15 protein-coding genes are annotated in these 17,247 nt (G+C 32.1%); 7 read left to right on the forward strand and 8 right to left on the reverse strand.

The window, feature by feature from the left end:
- Nucleotides 1-119: 119 nt before the first annotated feature.
- Both kbl and Q0807_RS08555 read right to left on the reverse strand, forming a co-directional pair.
- On the reverse strand, nt 120-1,313 hold the full coding sequence (gene kbl / locus Q0807_RS08550; protein WP_299108620.1) for a glycine C-acetyltransferase: 1,194 nt from the start codon (nt 1,311-1,313) through the stop codon (nt 120-122).
- 39 nt (nt 1,314-1,352) lie between these two features.
- Nucleotides 1,353-4,484 (reverse strand): exodeoxyribonuclease V subunit beta, encoded by a 3,132-nt coding sequence (locus Q0807_RS08555; protein WP_299108622.1) that lies wholly within the window; start codon nt 4,482-4,484, stop codon nt 1,353-1,355.
- A gap of 114 nt (nt 4,485-4,598) precedes the next feature.
- Here Q0807_RS08555 and Q0807_RS08560 point away from each other — a divergent pair, with 114 nt between their 5' ends.
- Nucleotides 4,599-5,207 carry a superoxide dismutase gene (locus Q0807_RS08560; protein ID WP_299108624.1) on the forward strand — a complete coding sequence of 203 codons (609 nt, stop codon included), beginning with the start codon at nt 4,599-4,601 and terminating at the stop codon, nt 5,205-5,207.
- 512 nt (nt 5,208-5,719) lie between these two features.
- On the opposite strand, the gene Q0807_RS08565 is transcribed toward Q0807_RS08560, so the two are convergent.
- From Q0807_RS08565 to Q0807_RS08580, 4 genes are all read right to left on the reverse strand, one after another.
- Nucleotides 5,720-7,618, reverse strand: coding sequence for an amidophosphoribosyltransferase (locus tag Q0807_RS08565; RefSeq protein ID WP_299108626.1), 1,899 nt, complete (start codon nt 7,616-7,618; stop codon nt 5,720-5,722).
- A 94-nt stretch (nt 7,619-7,712) separates the two neighbouring features.
- Nucleotides 7,713-8,639, reverse strand: coding sequence for a PfkB family carbohydrate kinase (locus tag Q0807_RS08570; protein ID WP_299108628.1), 927 nt, complete (start codon nt 8,637-8,639; stop codon nt 7,713-7,715).
- Between the two features lie 80 nt (nt 8,640-8,719).
- A complete protein-coding gene (locus Q0807_RS08575) occupies nt 8,720-9,361 on the reverse strand; it encodes a ribonuclease H family protein (protein ID WP_299108630.1) in 642 nt (213 codons plus the stop codon).
- A 28-nt stretch (nt 9,362-9,389) separates the two neighbouring features.
- Entirely contained in the window at nt 9,390-9,965 is a 576-nt protein-coding gene (locus Q0807_RS08580; RefSeq protein WP_299108632.1) for a phosphoribosylglycinamide formyltransferase, read from the reverse strand.
- 184 nt (nt 9,966-10,149) lie between these two features.
- Between Q0807_RS08580 and Q0807_RS08585 the strand changes: the two genes are divergently transcribed.
- From Q0807_RS08585 to pyk, 5 genes are all read left to right on the forward strand, one after another.
- The gene (locus Q0807_RS08585; RefSeq protein ID WP_007647141.1) at nt 10,150-10,383 is read left to right on the forward strand and encodes an acyl carrier protein; all 234 of its coding nucleotides are present in this window, start codon (nt 10,150-10,152) and stop codon (nt 10,381-10,383) included.
- Between the two features lie 13 nt (nt 10,384-10,396).
- Nucleotides 10,397-11,647 (forward strand): beta-ketoacyl-ACP synthase II, encoded by a 1,251-nt coding sequence (gene fabF, locus Q0807_RS08590; protein ID WP_299108634.1) that lies wholly within the window; start codon nt 10,397-10,399, stop codon nt 11,645-11,647.
- A 7-nt stretch (nt 11,648-11,654) separates the two neighbouring features.
- A complete protein-coding gene (rnc, locus tag Q0807_RS08595; protein WP_299108636.1) occupies nt 11,655-12,395 on the forward strand; it encodes a ribonuclease III in 741 nt (246 codons plus the stop codon).
- Between the two features lie 188 nt (nt 12,396-12,583).
- Complete coding sequence (locus Q0807_RS08600; RefSeq protein WP_299108638.1) at nt 12,584-13,063, forward strand: IPExxxVDY family protein; 480 nt, start codon at nt 12,584-12,586, stop codon at nt 13,061-13,063.
- A gap of 4 nt (nt 13,064-13,067) precedes the next feature.
- Nucleotides 13,068-14,507 (forward strand): pyruvate kinase, encoded by a 1,440-nt coding sequence (gene pyk / locus Q0807_RS08605; RefSeq protein WP_299108640.1) that lies wholly within the window; start codon nt 13,068-13,070, stop codon nt 14,505-14,507.
- Between the two features lie 385 nt (nt 14,508-14,892).
- Here the strand turns inward: pyk and dinB are convergent, their stop codons facing one another.
- A complete protein-coding gene (dinB, locus tag Q0807_RS08610; protein WP_299108642.1) occupies nt 14,893-15,996 on the reverse strand; it encodes a DNA polymerase IV in 1,104 nt (367 codons plus the stop codon).
- 43 nt (nt 15,997-16,039) lie between these two features.
- On the opposite strand from dinB, the gene Q0807_RS08615 reads away from it, so the two are divergent.
- The gene (locus Q0807_RS08615) at nt 16,040-16,507 is read left to right on the forward strand and encodes a CYTH domain-containing protein (protein ID WP_299108644.1); all 468 of its coding nucleotides are present in this window, start codon (nt 16,040-16,042) and stop codon (nt 16,505-16,507) included.
- Between the two features lie 65 nt (nt 16,508-16,572).
- On the opposite strand, the gene Q0807_RS08620 is transcribed toward Q0807_RS08615, so the two are convergent.
- The coding region (locus tag Q0807_RS08620; protein ID WP_299108646.1) for an OmpA family protein at nt 16,573-17,247 on the reverse strand (675 nt) is incomplete at its 5' end.

The following is a 17,247-nucleotide window of genomic DNA, read 5'->3' on the forward strand; positions in this document are numbered from 1 at the left end:
AATTAATTTAATTTTTAAGTGTTAATTAAAGACAAAAGTAAGTTGTTAAATTTTATTAACAAAGTAAATTTTATAAAATTATTGAGATATAGCCCTAAAAATGAGAGTTTGTAACGATTTTAAATAACATCTAGTGCTTTGCCTACTTTAGTAAAAGCAGAAATTGCTTTGTCTAATTGGTTTTTGTCATGAGCAGCAGATAGTTGCACTCTGATTCTTGCTTTGTCTTTTGGTACTACAGGATAAAAGAAACCAATAACGTATATGCCTTCTTCTAATAGCATATTCGCCATATTTTGCGATAATTTTGCATCATATAACATTACGGGTACAATTGCAGAATCACCATCCACAATATCAAATCCTGCTGCTTTCATACCTTTTTTGAAGTATTTTGTATTCCAGTCGACCTTGTCTCTTAGCGTTGTATCATTTTTAAGCATATCGAACACTTTAATAGATGCACCAACAATAGCAGGAGCTAAAGAGTTTGAGAATAAATAAGGACGAGAGCGTTGACGTAGAAGTTCAATAATTTCTTTTTTAGCTGTAGTATAACCACCCATTGCGCCACCTAAAGCTTTTCCTAAAGTACCTGTGATAATATCGATTCTGCCAAGAACACCTTTTTCTTCTAATGTTCCAATTCCTGTCTCACCTATAAAACCTGTTGCATGACATTCGTCTATCATAACCATAGCATCATACTTGTCTGCTAAATCACATATTTTATCTAAAGGAGCAACCAAGCCATCCATAGAAAAAACACCATCTGTTACAATAATTTTGAAACGTGCACCATTAGCATTAGCTTCAATTAGTTGTGTTTCTAAATCTGCCATATCATTATTTTGGTAACGATATCTTGCTGCTTTACATAATCTTACACCATCTATAATAGAAGCGTGATTTAAGGAATCTGAAATTATAGCATCTTCTTTAGTCAATAAAGGTTCAAAAACACCACCATTTGCATCAAAAGCGGCTGCATATAATATAGTATCTTCAGTACCATAGAAATCAGCAATTTTTTGCTCTAATTCTTTGTGGATATCTTGAGTACCACAAATAAAACGAACAGAAGACATCCCAAAACCATGTGTATCCATAGTATCTTTTGCTGCTTGTATAACATCTGGGTGCGATGATAATCCTAAATAATTATTAGCGCAGAAATTTAATACTTTCTTACCAGTATTTAGTGTTATCTCAGCACCTTGAGGTGAAGTAATTATACGCTCTTCCTTAAAAAGACCTGCTTGTTTTATAGACTCTATCTCTTCTTGTAAGTGATTTTTTATATTTCCGTACATGGTTTTATTTTTGAATTGAAACAAAGATACTATGAAAAATCAGACTTCAATAACTTCAATTGTGTCATTTATATAAACCAATAATTTATGAGTTACTTTTAAATTCATATTATTTAAAACCGATTCATAATCCTTAAGTTGTGTTTTATGAGATGATTTAGCATCACCTGTTTTGTAGTCTATAATTATTGCTTCATTTTTTGAATTGATATTCAATCGGTCTGGCCTTAAAAGTTGACCAGAACTAGTGATGATATCACGTTCATTATATATCTTGAAATTGTCTTTGAAATAATGTTCTAATTTGGTATGGTTTATAACCTCTAGAACTAAGTTCTTTAAAACTTTACTGTTTTCGGCAGTTACATCACCAGAAATTATTAATTCATTGAAGGCGAAATCAACATCTTCAATTGTTTTTATTTTTGATAAAACTAAATGCACCAAATTTCCACGTTCTATGGCAGCTTCTTGTTCCGTATTCCAAAGCAATCCAGATTTGGTCACAATATTTAAATTATGGTCTTCTTTAGGAACAGATATTAATTTTAAGGGATTTGAAGTTATTTCTTGTTGTGATTCGTTTTCGTTTGGTGTAAAAGTACCGTAACTATAGCTTAGTTGGTTTTCGTTCCATTTGTTTTCCTTAATCAAGAAATTTATAAACTTACCAGCATAAGAATTCCCGTTAATCACACCTTTTGTGCTAATATCTTTTTTTGATATAATATACAACTGCTCAACAGCTCTAGTTAAAACCACATAAAGTAGATTCATGTTATCTAGTTCTAATTGCGATTGATGTGTATTATAAAGTTGAGTTCCGATGACACCAAAATGCTCAACATCTTTGTTGTAATTAAGAAGCAATGTGTCAAAACCATTATAATCTTCTGAATTTACAGGAAACCAAACCTTAGGCTCTAACTCTTTATAAATATTAAGGTCTGCATATGGAAATATTACAACCGGAAATTCTAAACCCTTAGATTTATGAATAGTCATAATCTCGACGGCGTTCATGTTTTCAGGTGTAACAACACTTAATTTATCGGCTTTCTTTTCAAAATAATTAATAAAACCAGCTAAATCGGAATTTTGCTTTTGTGTAAATTCTAAAACAACATCTAGATAAAATTGAAGATAAGCATCTGAAGTTTCGTTTAAACTAAATAGTCTAACGACATGTTCTACCAATTCATAAAGTGGTAACTGAAGGCATTTGTTTTTATCAATGTAAATATTCAGTTGTTTTAATTCTGAAAACATTTCATCTAAATCTTGCCTTAGATAGGTTACAAAAAATAAGTGCTTGTCTTTAGTTTCATGTTGTTCTGCTATATAAGAAAGCACTTCAACTTTTAAGCTATCATTAGTTGGTTGAACAAGAAGTTTTAAAAATGAATTAATAAAATTAACCTTATCAGAATTTTTTAAAAGCAAGGTTTCAGAAGAAGTAATCTTAATTCCATTTTCATTGAGGTAATTCGCGATAGCAACACCTTCTTTCCGTTTTCTTACCAAAACACAAATGTCATCTAAGGGAAATCCGTTGTCCTCACATTTTTTAATGGTTTCTAAAACCTCACGAGCATACATTTCATTAATATTATCTTCTTTTTGAACATCTAAAAAATTAAGGTTTACATAACCTTTAGACGTGTTATGAGGCTGTTGTTTTGCTTTTTTGAAGAGTTCAGCATAAGCATCATCGCTAAATGAAGTTTCACTTAAAAACTCAAATAACGAATTATTAAATTCAATAATAGCCTTTGCACTTCTGTAATTAGTTTCAAGAGGAAGGACTTCGGCTTCAATTTGAAAAGGATTCTCCACCTTATTATAAAGGTTAATAAATTGTTCTGCCTCACCACCTCGCCATCTGTAAATGGCTTGTTTGGCGTCACCAACCAACATTGTATCACCATTTGCTGCGGAAAGGGCATTTTCTAATAATGGCACCAAATTTTCCCATTGCATTTTTGAGGTGTCTTGAAATTCATCAATAAAGTAATGTTTAAATTTTTCACCTAAACGTTCATAAATAAAAGGAGTTGGTTGATTTTTAATCTCTTCACTTATAATAGTGTTGAATTCTGAAATTAACATTTTATTCTGGTCAGATTTTAAAATGTCTAATTCATTTTTAATAGCATTTAAAACCGAAAGTGGCGTGATGTTTTTATAAAATCCTTTTTTAAGTTTTAATTTGAAAATAGATTCTTTTGAAGCAACATAATATTCCGCTAATTGAGGTTGAATACTTTCTATGGTTGAAGCAACATCTTCAGAAACTCGTTTTGGATATATTGTATTACCTTCAATTAAATCATTTTGCCAAGCCGCATCGAATCCAACCGAAAATTGCTTTGCAGCTAACTTTTCAAAATGTTTTGGAAGTGAACCTCTATTAAAATCATTAAATTGTAAGCTAGATTGCTCAATAAGAGTTAAAGCTGTATTTGCTTCATTAATAATGTTTTCTTCAATTTTAATTATTTCCTTAGATAGCTGTTGTTTTAGAAGCTTAAAATCTTCAAGTGTTTTTTCTTTTAAAGTTCTTACTGCTACGAGGTCATTCTCGTTCACTAATAATTTCCCAATCTTATTAAAGTCAAAACTAATGTCCCAGCTTTTATCATCATCTGCTTTTTCTATCGCAAAATCTACCAATACCTTCGTTAAGGTTTTGTCGCTTCCGGCTTTGGAGATGAGACTATCCACTGCCTCATTCAATAAGCGTTCTTGGTCTAGTTCTACTTCAAAATTTACTGGTAATTTTAAATCGTGGGCAAAAGTTCTAATCACTCTGTGTGTAAACCCATCAATGGTAGAAATATCAAATGCGCCATAATTATGAATTATATGTTTTAAGATGTGTTTTGATTTGCTATGAAGAACTTCTGGCTTTAAATCTAACTCTTCACATATTGCCTCAAACATTGGGTGAGGTTTGGTTAGGCTTTCTTGTTGCGAAAAAGATTGAAGCATATTAATAATACGTTCTTTCATTTCACCAACAGCTTTGTTAGTAAATGTAATAGCTAAAATGGACTTAAACTGGTCGTAACTTTTAGATTGGATAAGTATTTTTAGATACGCTTTTGCTAGTGTAAACGTTTTTCCGCTTCCTGCTGAAGCATTGTATATTTTAAAGGCTGAATTTTGCAAGAGATAATTTTTATACCAAAATAGGGAATCTTAATAGTTTATTAAGAGAAAATAGCGACCAAAATTGTAAATTTGAATTGAAAACAATTATTAACCAATAAAATAAAAACGATTATGGCTTTCGACTTACCGAAATTACAATATGCTTATGATGCTTTAGAACCAAACATTGACGCACGCACAATGGAGATTCATTATACAAAACATCACCAAGGCTACACAAATAAATTAAATGCTGCGATTGAAGGAACTGATTTAGATGGTAAATCAATCGAAGATATCCTTACTAATTTAGATATGGATAATAAAGGTGTTAGAAATAATGGTGGAGGTTTTTATAATCACTCATTATTTTGGGAGGTTATGAATCCTGAAGGAAAAGGACGTTTGTCAGGTGACTTAAAAGATGCAATTGAAGCAGAATTTGGTTCTGTTGATGCTTTTAAAGATGCATTTTCTAAAGCTGCTGCAACTCAATTTGGTTCAGGTTGGGCTTGGTTATGTGTTCATAAAGGTGGAAAAGTAGAAGTTTGTTCTACACCAAACCAAGATAACCCATTAATGCCAGGTGTTACTTGCCAAGGGACTCCAATTTTAGGTTTAGATGTTTGGGAACACGCTTATTATTTAAATTACCAAAACAGAAGACCAGATTATATTGAAGCTTTCTTTAATGTAATTAACTGGAACGAAGTAGAAAGAAGATACGCTGAAGCTAAGTAAGTTATAGCAATTTTATATTATTAGAAAACCGAGCCTTAAATTAAGGCTCGGTTTTTTTATACGCTTATTTAAAATATGTTTTGACATTTGGGTATGAAAAAGGGCGAACAGATGCTCACCCTTTTTGCCCCAAATCTACCATAAACTTAACCTACTTATGTTATGGTGTCTCAAATATAAGAGGACATTATAAACGTATTCAATTTTTTGGACAAACGACCTATATATTAGTCTAAGCGTGGAAACAGCATTGTATCTGAGCTAATAAGTGATAAATAAAGGACTTTTGTAAGGTTGGAGTAGAAAGTTTGGCGTTAATTTAAGTCCATAAAAAAAGGTGAACGAAGTTCACCTTTTTTTGCCCCAAATCTACCATGAACTTAACCTACTTATGTTATGGTAGTACCAATGTATATTTAATTTGTTAAATCGAACGCAAATACTGGATGAAATGCATAATTTTTGGATAAAATGATTATTTTATCGGTTAAAGCGTTGAAACGCAGACTGTTTTAGTATGCTCTTTCTTTATTTCCTTCGTAAAAATTGATAAATGCTCTGTTAACAACTCTGTTTCCTCCAGGAGTTGGATAATTACCTGTAAAGTACCAATCACCTAAGTTTTTTGGACAAGCTTTATGTAAGTTATCAACAGGTTGAAAAATAATTTTAACTTCAGCATTTATAGATTCTCCACCTAATAATTCTGAAATTTTATCTGAAATTTGTTCATCTGTAAAACTATCATAAACCTCTTTTACATGATTTACAACATCGACGTCTTTTAAATCAACTTGCTTAATACACTTTTTATAAACGTCGTCTATAATATGATATTTATTATGATCTTTTAATAGTTCTAATGTTGCTCTAAAAGCAATTAAAGATTCGAGATTTGCCATATCTATTCCGTAGCAATCAGGATAACGAATTTGAGGTGCAGAAGAAACTACTACTATTTTTTTAGGGTTTAGTCTGTCCATCATCTTAATGATACTTTTCTTAAGTGTTGTACCTCTTACAATACTATCGTCAATGATGACGAGATTATCGGTTGGTTTAATAACTCCATAAGTAACATCATAAACATGGGCTACCAAATCATCTCTACTACTATCTTCGGTAATAAAGGTTCTTAGTTTAACATCTTTAATTGCTATTTTTTCAATTCTTGGAAATTCAGATAAAATCTCGGTAACTTTTTCTGCAGAAAGTTTACCGCCACCGTTTAAGATAGATTTTGTTTTCTTTTCGTTAAGATGCTCCTCTACACTTTCTATCATTCCATAAAAGGAAGTTTCTGCTGTATTTGGAATATACGAGAACACACTATTTTTAGTATCGTTATTAATAGCCTTTAGTACTTTAGGCATGAGTAATCTGCCTAGCATTTTTCGTTCTTGGTAAATTTCTGCATCACTACCACGAGAAAAATAGATGCGCTCAAAAGAACATGCTTTTCGCTCTAATGGCTCTAATATTTTTTTAATTTTAGTTTCACCAGATTTTTTAGTGATAATAGCATGTCCTGGATCTAGTTCTTTAACCGATTCAAAAGGAACATTAAAAACGGTTTGAATAACAGGTCGCTCTGAAGCAACCACAACAATTTCATCATCTTTATAATAGTAAGCAGGTCTTATGCCTGAAGGATCTCTTAAAACAAAAGAATCTCCATGGCCTAATAATCCTGCCATAGCATAACCACCATCCCAATTTTTTGCAGCTCGTTTTAATATTTTGCCAACTTTTAAACGTTCTGCTATTAAAGGTGAGCATTCATTTTTATTATAACCTTCTTTTTTAAGGTCTCTGTAAATTTTAGAAACAGCATCATCTAAAAAATGTCCAATTTTTTCCATTACAGTAATGGTATCTGCTTTTTCTTTTGGATGCTGACCTATTTCGATAAGATTATCAAAGAGTTCGTTAACATTGGTCATGTTAAAATTACCAGCTACAATAAGATTTCTATGCATCCAGTTGTTTTGTCTTAAAAACGGATGAACACTTTCTACACTGTTTTTCCCGAATGTACCATAACGCACATGTCCTAATAACACTTCTCCTATATAAGGAATGTGTTTTTTCTGTAGGTCAACGTTATCTTGGTATTCAGGGTGATTAGTTAATTTATCATTAATGCGCTCATTAATTTGAGCAAAAATATCCTGAATGGGTTGCTGTGCAATTGACCTTACACGGCTGATGTAGCGTTCTCCTGGTTCAACATCTAACTTTATACTAGCAAAACCAGCACCATCTTGTCCTCGGTTGTGCTGTTTTTCCATCATTAAATACATCTTATTAACACCGTAAAAAGCACTTCCGTACTTTTCTTTATAATATTCTAAAGGTTTTAATAGTCTGATGAGTGCAATTCCGCATTCATGTTTTAAAGCATCGCTCATGTTGTGTTATCTGCTAGTGTTTATTATAATCGTTTTATCTCGATTGCTGCCGAGATGGAATAAAAAAACGCGCTCAATTTTGAGCGCGTTTTTTTTAATTTAATTCTATATCAAATTGCGTTAGACTCTTAAACTGGTCTAATCGTTTGTAAATTTCTTTGTCAGTTAAGGTTTGCATACGCTCTGTGCCAAACTTCTCCACACAGAAAGAGGCTAGTGTTGAGCCATAGATGACGGCAGTTTTCATATTTTCAAAAGAAAAGTCACCTGTTTTTGCTAAATAACCAGCAAAGCCACCAGCGAATGTATCACCAGCACCAGTTGGGTCAAAGACTTCCTCTAAAGGAAGAGCAGGAGCGTAGAAAACACTATCATCATGAAACAATAATGCGCCATGTTCGCCTTTTTTAATTACTACATATTTTGGACCCATTTCATGAATCTTCCTTGCAGCAACAACTAAAGAGTATTCTCCAGTTAATTGTCTTGCCTCTTCATCATTAATGGTTATAACGTCAACCTTTTTAATAACAGAAAGTAAATCGTCTAAAGCAATATCCATCCAGAAATTCATGGTATCTAAAATGGCTAACTTTGGTTTTTTAGTCATTTGGTCTAAAACACCTTGTTGTACCATAGGGTGTAAGTTTCCAAGCATCACAACTTCTGCATCTCTATAATTCTCAGGAACAACAGGATTAAAATGCTCTAAAACATTTAGCTCTGTAGCAAGGGTATCGCGAGAGTTCATGTCATTATGATATTTTCCACTCCAAAAGAAAGTTTTACCTTCTTTTACAATTTCTATACCTTCTATATCAATATTTCTATTCTTTAATAAATCTAAATACTCTTGTGGAAAATCACCTCCTACAACAGAAACTGCCGCGGAATCTACATTAAAATTTGAAGCTGATAAGCCTATGTATGTGGCTGCTCCACCAAGGATTTTGTCAGTTTTACCAAAAGGCGTTTCAATAGCATCAAAGGCTACAGTACCAACAATCACTAATTTACTCATAAAAGAAGTTTGAATTAAGGTGCAAATTTACGTAAAATATATTCCTTTTTAAAAATGAATTATAACAATACTTTCTATTTTTATTTCCTTCCAAAATCAGCCGGAATTTCTCCCCAAGCCTTAGTTTCCCATTTAACAATTGTAGTGGTATAGGTGTTGTTTTTTAGCCACTCAACAGCGCGATCAACTAAATCGTAAACAGGTTTGTTTTTGGCGCTTCGTTTTAGTTTAGAATTACACGTTTTTTTACGTACCCAACTCATGGCTGTTCTAGAGTCTGTATACATAATTCGGTCGCTATTGTGCTGTTTTAAAAAAGCTAAACCATGTACCAGCGCTAAGAATTCACCTATATTATTTGTTCCTTGTTCAAAAGGGCCTTGAATAAATAATTGTTTTTTTGTCTTTGTATCAACACCTCTATATTCCATTATTCCCGGATTTCCGCTAGATGCAGCATCAACAGATATGGAGTTATAATTAGGTAGTCCTATTTTTTTAAGTTCGGCATCAGTGAGTCCACTTTTAAACGATTTATTTTTTCCTATGTAGTCAAAGTAATTACCTTCTAATGCTTTTTTAGCTTCTTCAATTGTGGTAAAAGATTTGTATTGTGCACCTTGAAAGTCTTTTATTTGTTTTTTACAATCATTCCAAGACTCAAAAACACCTGTTTTATTCCCTTTCCAAACGGTGTAATATTTTTTCTTCTTTTTACTCATTGTTGTCATTTCTGTTTAAGGCAGAAATCTAGTTAGATAGACTGTTTAGTAATTTATTTACTGTTAAAGGGAAGTGCTCCATCTCTAATAAATGTATCTTTTTAGCCACGTCTTCGGCAGAATCCGTAGGTAAAACTTTACATTTTGCTTGAAAAATAATAGCGCCTTCGTCATAATTCTCGTTTACATAATGAATAGTAATACCAGTTTCTGATTCTTTATTTTCAACAATAGCATTATGTACATTCATTCCGTACATACCTTTTCCACCATAATTTGGAAGTAGAGCAGGATGAATATTTATTACCTTATTTGGAAATTCTTTTAGAATAAATTCTGGAAATTTCCATAAAAAACCAGCTAGAACAATGATATCTGGTTTAGCAATCTTTAAAATATTGAGTACATCATTAGATTTTGAAAATGCAATTCTGTTAAATGATAAGGCGCTAACATTCAATTTTTTACAACGGTCTAAGACTTTGGCATGAGGATTGTTAGTTAGTACCTGAATAACAGACTCATTATCGCTGTTGTGAAAAAACTTAATTAAATTTTCAGCATTAGAGCCGCTTCCGGACGCAAAAATTACAACACGTTTCATTTACAGGTATATTTCTTCTATTATTCAAACAAAAAAAAGAATAATAATTAACAATTAGTAGCAAAAACCAAATACTTTATATTTATTTTTACTAAAATTAAAAACACATTTTATCGGTAAAGATGAATATTCAAATAAAGTTTTTTATTTTTGCCATCTAATTAAAACTTAAAATTAAAAAATTATGTCAGACATTGCATCACGAGTAAAAGCGATTATCGTAGATAAATTAGGTGTTGATGAAAACGAAGTTGTAACTGAAGCTAGCTTCACAAACGATTTAGGAGCGGATTCATTAGATACTGTTGAATTAATAATGGAATTTGAAAAAGAATTCGATATTCAAATCCCGGACGATCAAGCTGAGAACATTGCAACAGTTGGTCAAGCTATTTCTTATATAGAAGCAGCAAAATAATAACTCTATTTTTATGGAATTAAAGCGAGTCGTAGTAACGGGTTTAGGTGCACTTACACCAATAGGAAATACAATAGATGAATATTGGGAAGCTCTTATTAGTGGTAAAAGTGGTGCAGCACCAGTAACACATTTTGATGCTGAAAAGTTCAAGACGAAGTTCGCTTGTGAAATAAAAAACTTTGAGGTTACTGACTTTATTGATAAAAAGTTATCGCGTCAAATGGATAAGTTTTCGCAGTATGCAATGGTTGCTTCAGATGAAGCAATTGCAGACTCAAAACTAGACCTAGATGGGATAAATAAATTGAGAGTGGGTGTAATTTGGGGCGCAGGAATTGGTGGTTTGGAAACATTTCAAGAAGAAGTGTTAAACTTTGCCGCTGGTGACGGAACGCCTAGATTTAGTCCACGATTCATTCCAAAAATGATTGCTGATATAGCACCAGGAAACATATCAATAAAATATGGTTTTATGGGTCCTAACTATACTACAGTATCTGCTTGTGCATCCTCTGCAAATTCAATGATTGATGCCTTAAACACTATTCGTTTAGGACATTGTGACGTGATTATTACAGGAGGAAGTGAAGCTGCAGTTACTATAGCTGGTATGGGAGGATTTAACGCTATGCACGCAATGAGTACTCGAAATGAAAGCCCAGAAACGGCTTCTAGACCGTTTGATGCTACCAGAGATGGTTTTGTATTAGGTGAAGGAGCAGGTGCTATTGTTTTAGAAGAGTATGAACATGCAAAAGCAAGAGGAGCAAAAATCTATGCAGAAGTTGTAGGTGGTGGTTTATCTTCTGATGCGTATCATATGACAGCGCCTCATCCAGAAGGCATAGGTGTTGTTGCGGTAATGAAAAATTGTTTAGAAAATGCTGGTTTAAATCCGGAAGATGTAGATCATATTAATACCCACGGTACGTCTACACCATTAGGTGATGTTGCCGAGTTAAAAGCTATATCAGAAGTATTTGGCAGTCATGCTAAGAACATAAATATTAATTCTACGAAATCTATGACAGGTCACTTGTTGGGTGCTGCTGGAGCTATTGAGGCAATTGCTTCTATATTAGCTATGGAGCATGGTATTGTACCACCAACAATTAACCATGAAACGGTTGACGAAAACATAGACCCAGAATTAAATTTAACTCTTAATAAAGCTCAGAAACGAGATATTAAAGTCGCAATGAGTAATACATTTGGATTTGGCGGTCACAACGCTTGTGTAGTATTCAAAAAATTAGATTAAATCCCGAATGAGCTTCATTCGTAACATATTAAATTCCCGTTCTCAAGAAGACGGGAATTTTTTTTTACAACTTAAAGAAATCCTTGGTTTTAAGCCCAAAACGAAATCATTTTATATAAAGGCATTTACTCATCGTTCTATGAATTTAAAGGACGATCTAGGAAATGCTGTTAATTATGAACGTTTAGAATTTGTAGGAGATGCTATGCTAAGTTCTGTTATAGCGGCATATTTGTTTGAACAAGTTCCGCATGGAGATGAAGGTTATCTTACAAAAATGAGATCTAAAGTAGTAAGTAGAGAACATTTAAATAAGTTGGGAGAAGAATTAAGACTAATAGATTTAGTGCAAAGCAGAATACCAACCTCTAATTTTGGTGACAATATTCACGGAAATCTTTTTGAAGCTTTAGTTGGCGCTATATATTTAGATAAAGGTTATAATACCTGTGAAAAATTTATATTTAGAAGTGTCATAAATCCTCATGTAGATATAGAAATGCTAGAGGGTAAGGTAATTAGTTATAAGAGTTTGCTTATAGAATGGTGCCAAAAGGAGAAAAATACTTTTGATTATCAAGTTTACGAGGATACCGGAAATGATGAATTAAAACATTTTTCTGTAAAACTTACTATTAACGATAAAGTGGTTTCAAAAGCAAGAGCTACATCAAAAAAGAAAGCTGAAGAAAAAGCGTCTAAACGTGCATTTTTTGCTTTTCAAAATCAAATTACCAAGCTTCCTTAATATAATTTTTGTTTTAAGAATTAAATAAATCTACGATAACGTTTTCGTAGATTTTATAGACTAAGATTAACGGTATCTTAATAAAACTAAGCATAGTTTATACTATATTTACCAAATTATACCAGTTAAACGTTCAAATTTTTAATGCATTATTTAAGAATTTAAATAAGTAATAAGGTTATAACTGTATGGCTTTACACAAACTTCAGGTAGATGATTTTTATGATGATTCCTATAAATTAATGGCAATTCATTGTAGAGTAGAAGATTATCGATTAGCATATTTGCTGAACAAGCATCTAGGGCTTAAGCTAGAACGTAAGGAAAAAGATATTGACTTTAAATATTTGGAGTCTTCATATAGTATTTTTGAATGGGATAATGAAACTGAATATGTACTATGGAATTTAATTTCTAACGTATGTAAAAAGGAAGAGGATAGTTTATCTAGTACAGGTACTTTATTTGATAGGCCTGAAAAAGTTTTAAAAACCTTTAATTTAATCTCAGAGTATAAAAAGGTAGATTTTTTTCTAAAAATCTCTGATGAAATACAGAATGTAAACGAAAAGCAAGTATTAAGTAAATTACAAGCTATTCCACAAATAATAACAAGTTACGCGGTAGATCCGTTACAAATAAAGTCGAAAGACCATTTAATTTTTTGAATTTATGTCAAATAAGAAAACAAAAATAGTAGCTACATTAGGTCCAGCAACAAGTACAAAAGAAGTACTAAAAGCTATGCTAGATGAAGGCTGTAATGTATTTAGAATTAATTTCTCGCATGCAGATTATAAAGACGTTGAAGAACGTATTAAAATGATTAGAGAGCTTAATGAAGAATATGGTTATAACGCTTCAATTTTAGGGGATTTACAAGGCCCTAAATTGCGAGTTGGAGTGATGAAAGGTGAAGTTATAGTTAATGAAGGTGATGAAATAATTTTTGCTACTGGTGAACGTTTTGAAGGTACAAAGGAACGTGTTTACATGACCTATGATAATTTTCCTCAAGATGCAAAACCTGGTGAACGTATCTTATTAGATGACGGGAAACTTATTTTTGAAGTTGTTTCTTCTGATAAAAAGAAAGAAGTAAAAGCAAGAGTTATCCAAGGCGGTCCTTTAAAATCTAAAAAAGGTGTAAACCTTCCTAATACAAATATTTCTCAACCAGCTTTAACTGAAAAAGATATTGAAGATGCTATTTTCGCTATTGGTCAGAAAGTTGATTGGATTGCTTTATCATTTGTTCGTCATGCTGAAGATTTAATGCAACTTGAAAGCTTAATTAATGAGCATAGTGATCATAAAATTCCAATTATTGCTAAGATAGAAAAGCCTGAGGCTGTTGAGAATATTGATAAAATTGTTGCGTATTGTGATGGTTTAATGGTAGCTCGTGGTGATTTAGGTGTTGAAATTCCTGCAGAGGAAGTTCCATTAATTCAAAAGCAATTAGTGCTTAGAGCAAAGCGTGCTAGAATTCCTGTAATTATTGCAACTCAAATGATGGAGACAATGATTACTAGTTTAACACCAACTAGAGCAGAGGTAAATGATGTTGCCAATTCAGTAATGGATGGAGCAGATGCTGTGATGTTATCTGGTGAAACATCTGTGGGACAATACCCTGTGCAGGTAATTCGCCAAATGTCTAATATAATTCGTAGTGTAGAAGATTCACCACTTATTGAAGTGCCACAATCTCCTCCTCATATTCGTACTAAGCGTTATGTTACAAAAGCAATATGTTATCATGCTGCAAATATGGCAAATGAGATTAATGCTAAAGCTATTTCTACATTAACAAATAGTGGATATACGGCATTTCAAATTTCGGCTTGGAGACCGTCTGCACATATTTTAGTTTTCACTTCTAATAGAAGAATTTTAACCCAATTGAGCTTACTTTGGGGAGTTACAGCTTTTTATTATGATAAGTTTGTAAGTACAGATGAAACTATTGAAGATGTAAATGCTATTGCTTGTAAAAAAGGCTATTTAGAGGTTGGCGATATGCTAATTAGTTTAGCTGCAATGCCAATACAAGATAAAGGTATGGTAAATACGTTACGAGTTTCTGAAATAGAGAGTTGTAGTTTTTAAATAAGAACTAATGTTTTTTAGTCGGTAGCACTAAGAAATTATTTTATTTAATCGCATACATATAGATTAAAACAACAATAAGGAGTATCAATATTATTATAATATAATTCTTGTTATTGCTGTTTTCTTGTATAATATGGTTTCCTCGACTAGGCTTAGATACTTTAAATGGAGTTTTTATACTACTTAAAGGTGTTTTTATAATTGTTTCTCCACCATAATAATTTTGGTCATTTTCAAGATTTTCAATAATATCTTTGCAGTCTTTTAAACCTATATTGGTTTCAGTTTTAATTAATTTAATAGCCTCAAGCTTTTTATTAAGTGCAATAGTTCGTATTTATTAATTTCTATATTATTTATTTTAAGCATTATTGTTTTTCAATTAAAATTCAAACTTTAGCTGCACGCTAACCGCCTTTTTATCTTCTTTTTTTATGTTTTTAGAATCTGTATTTAAATTAGACATTGAAATTCCTAAAAGTCTCACTGAATTATTCAAAGTGTCTTGATATAATAAATCTTTCGCTGTTTCTATAATTATTGCTTTTTCGCTTACAAAATAGGGTAGTGTTTTACTTCTGGTTTGAAGAGTGAAATCGCTGTATTTTATTTTTAAAGTTATGGTCTTACCAGTAACTTTATTTTTATTTAAGCGTTTTGAGACTTCTTCGGCAATGTGTTCTAGTTTTTCTAACATAAAAATTTCGGAAGATAGATTTTCACTAAAAGTTCTTTCTGCAGCTAGTGATTTTCTAATTCGATTTGGTTTAACTTCACTATTATGAATACCTCTTACGACATGATAATAGTATCGACCAGATTTCCCAAAATGTTCGTCGAGATATTCTATGCTTTTGCTTTTTAAATCTTTGCCTGTAAAAATTCCTTTTTGGTACATTTTTTCTGCCGTGACTTTGCCAACACCATAGAATTTTCTAATATCTAAATCTTCTAAAAATTGAAGTACATCTTCTGGATTTACCGTTTTTTGCCCATTAGGTTTGTTATAATCACTAGCAATTTTCGCAATAAACTTATTGATAGATATACCTGCGGAAGCCGTTAAGCCAACTTCTTCAAAAATCCGTGTCCTTATCTTCTTTGCCAATAAGGTCGCACTGGGTAAACCTAATTTGTTTTCTGTGACGTCGAGATAAGCTTCATCTAAAGATAAGGGTTCTACTAAATCTGTATAGTCATAAAAAATCTTTCTAATTTGCTGTGAAATTTCGGTGTAACGTGCAAAATCGGTTTTTACAAAAATGAGATGAGGACAAAGTTTTATGGCTAATCTACCAGACATAGCACTTTTAACACCAAATTTTCGTGCTTCATAACTGGCAGCACTAATAACACCTCTTATTCCACCACCTCCAACTGCTATTGCTTTTCCTTTAAGTTCAGGATTATCCATTTGCGCAACAGAAGCATAATATGCATCCATATCTACATGGATTATCTTTCGAATTGGTAAATCGTTAGGCATAACGTAAATTTAGGCATTAAATATTTTTTAATTGTGAGATTTAATGATAGAAATAGAACGAAAATTTTTAGTGAATTCAGATGCTTTTAAGTCTGAAGCCTTTAATAGTTATACTATAAAACAGGGATTTTTAAATAGTGATAAAGAGCGAACAGTTAGGGTAAGACTTATAAAAGATTTGGGTTACATAACTGTTAAAGGGAAATCTTCACTAGATGGTTTATCTCGTTTTGAATGGGAAAAAGAAATTACTACAAGTGAAGCTAATAGTCTTTTAAGTCTATGTGAAGATGGTATTATTGATAAAATTAGGTTTGAAATTAAGTCTGGAATTCACATTTTTGAAGTTGATGAATTCTTTGGTGATAATCTAGGCTTAATTGTAGCAGAGGTTGAATTAAAATCAGAGAATGAAGATTTTGATAAACCAAGTTGGTTAGGTAAGGAAGTTACCGGTAGGATAGAATACTATAATTCACAGTTAAGTAAGAATCCTTTTGGTACATGGTAAAAATAAAGCCTATTCTTTAAAAGAATAGGCTTTATAATATGGTTTATTTGAGTTAGTCTAAAAAGTTATTCAGCTTTTTCAACATCCGTTACAATTAAGAACTCCGAGCGTCTATTTTCAGCATGTTGTTCTTTAGTACAACCATTAGAGCAATCTACTTTAGGTTCAGATTCACCTTTACCCATACCTGAGATACGCGCTTCTTCAATTCCTTGAGAAATGACATATTGTACAGTTGTTTTAGCTCTTCTGTCTGATAGGTTAGTATTATATGATTCTGGACCTCTACTATCTGTATGAGACGTTGCTTTAATAATCATTTCAGGATATTTTTTCATGACTTGCACTAATTTATCCAATTCAAAAGCTCCTTGTGCTGTGATGTTAGATTTATCAAACTCAAAGAAAATAGGCGCTAGAACAATTTGCTCAGGTTCAATAATTTTCTCTATTGGGTCTAATGAAATTTGTACATTATTCTCTTCATCTGTAGTTCCTTTTACTTGTACTTTTTTACTTTCAAAATCTTCCATTACCACTTCTAGTTCCGTGTCTTTTTCACACTCCACAATAAATTCAGCAATCCCTTGGTCATTCGTTGTTTTTGAAACCACTTTATTGCCTTCATCATCATATAATGAAACAGCAGCACCACTAATTGGCTCTCTTGTTTTATCATCTAAAACAGTAGCTGTAATCAACACATCACACAAAGGTTGTAATTTTTTGAACGTATAAAT

The sequence above is a fragment of the uncultured Winogradskyella sp. genome (assembly GCF_947495255.1).
GTDB lineage: Bacteria > Bacteroidota > Bacteroidia > Flavobacteriales > Flavobacteriaceae > Winogradskyella.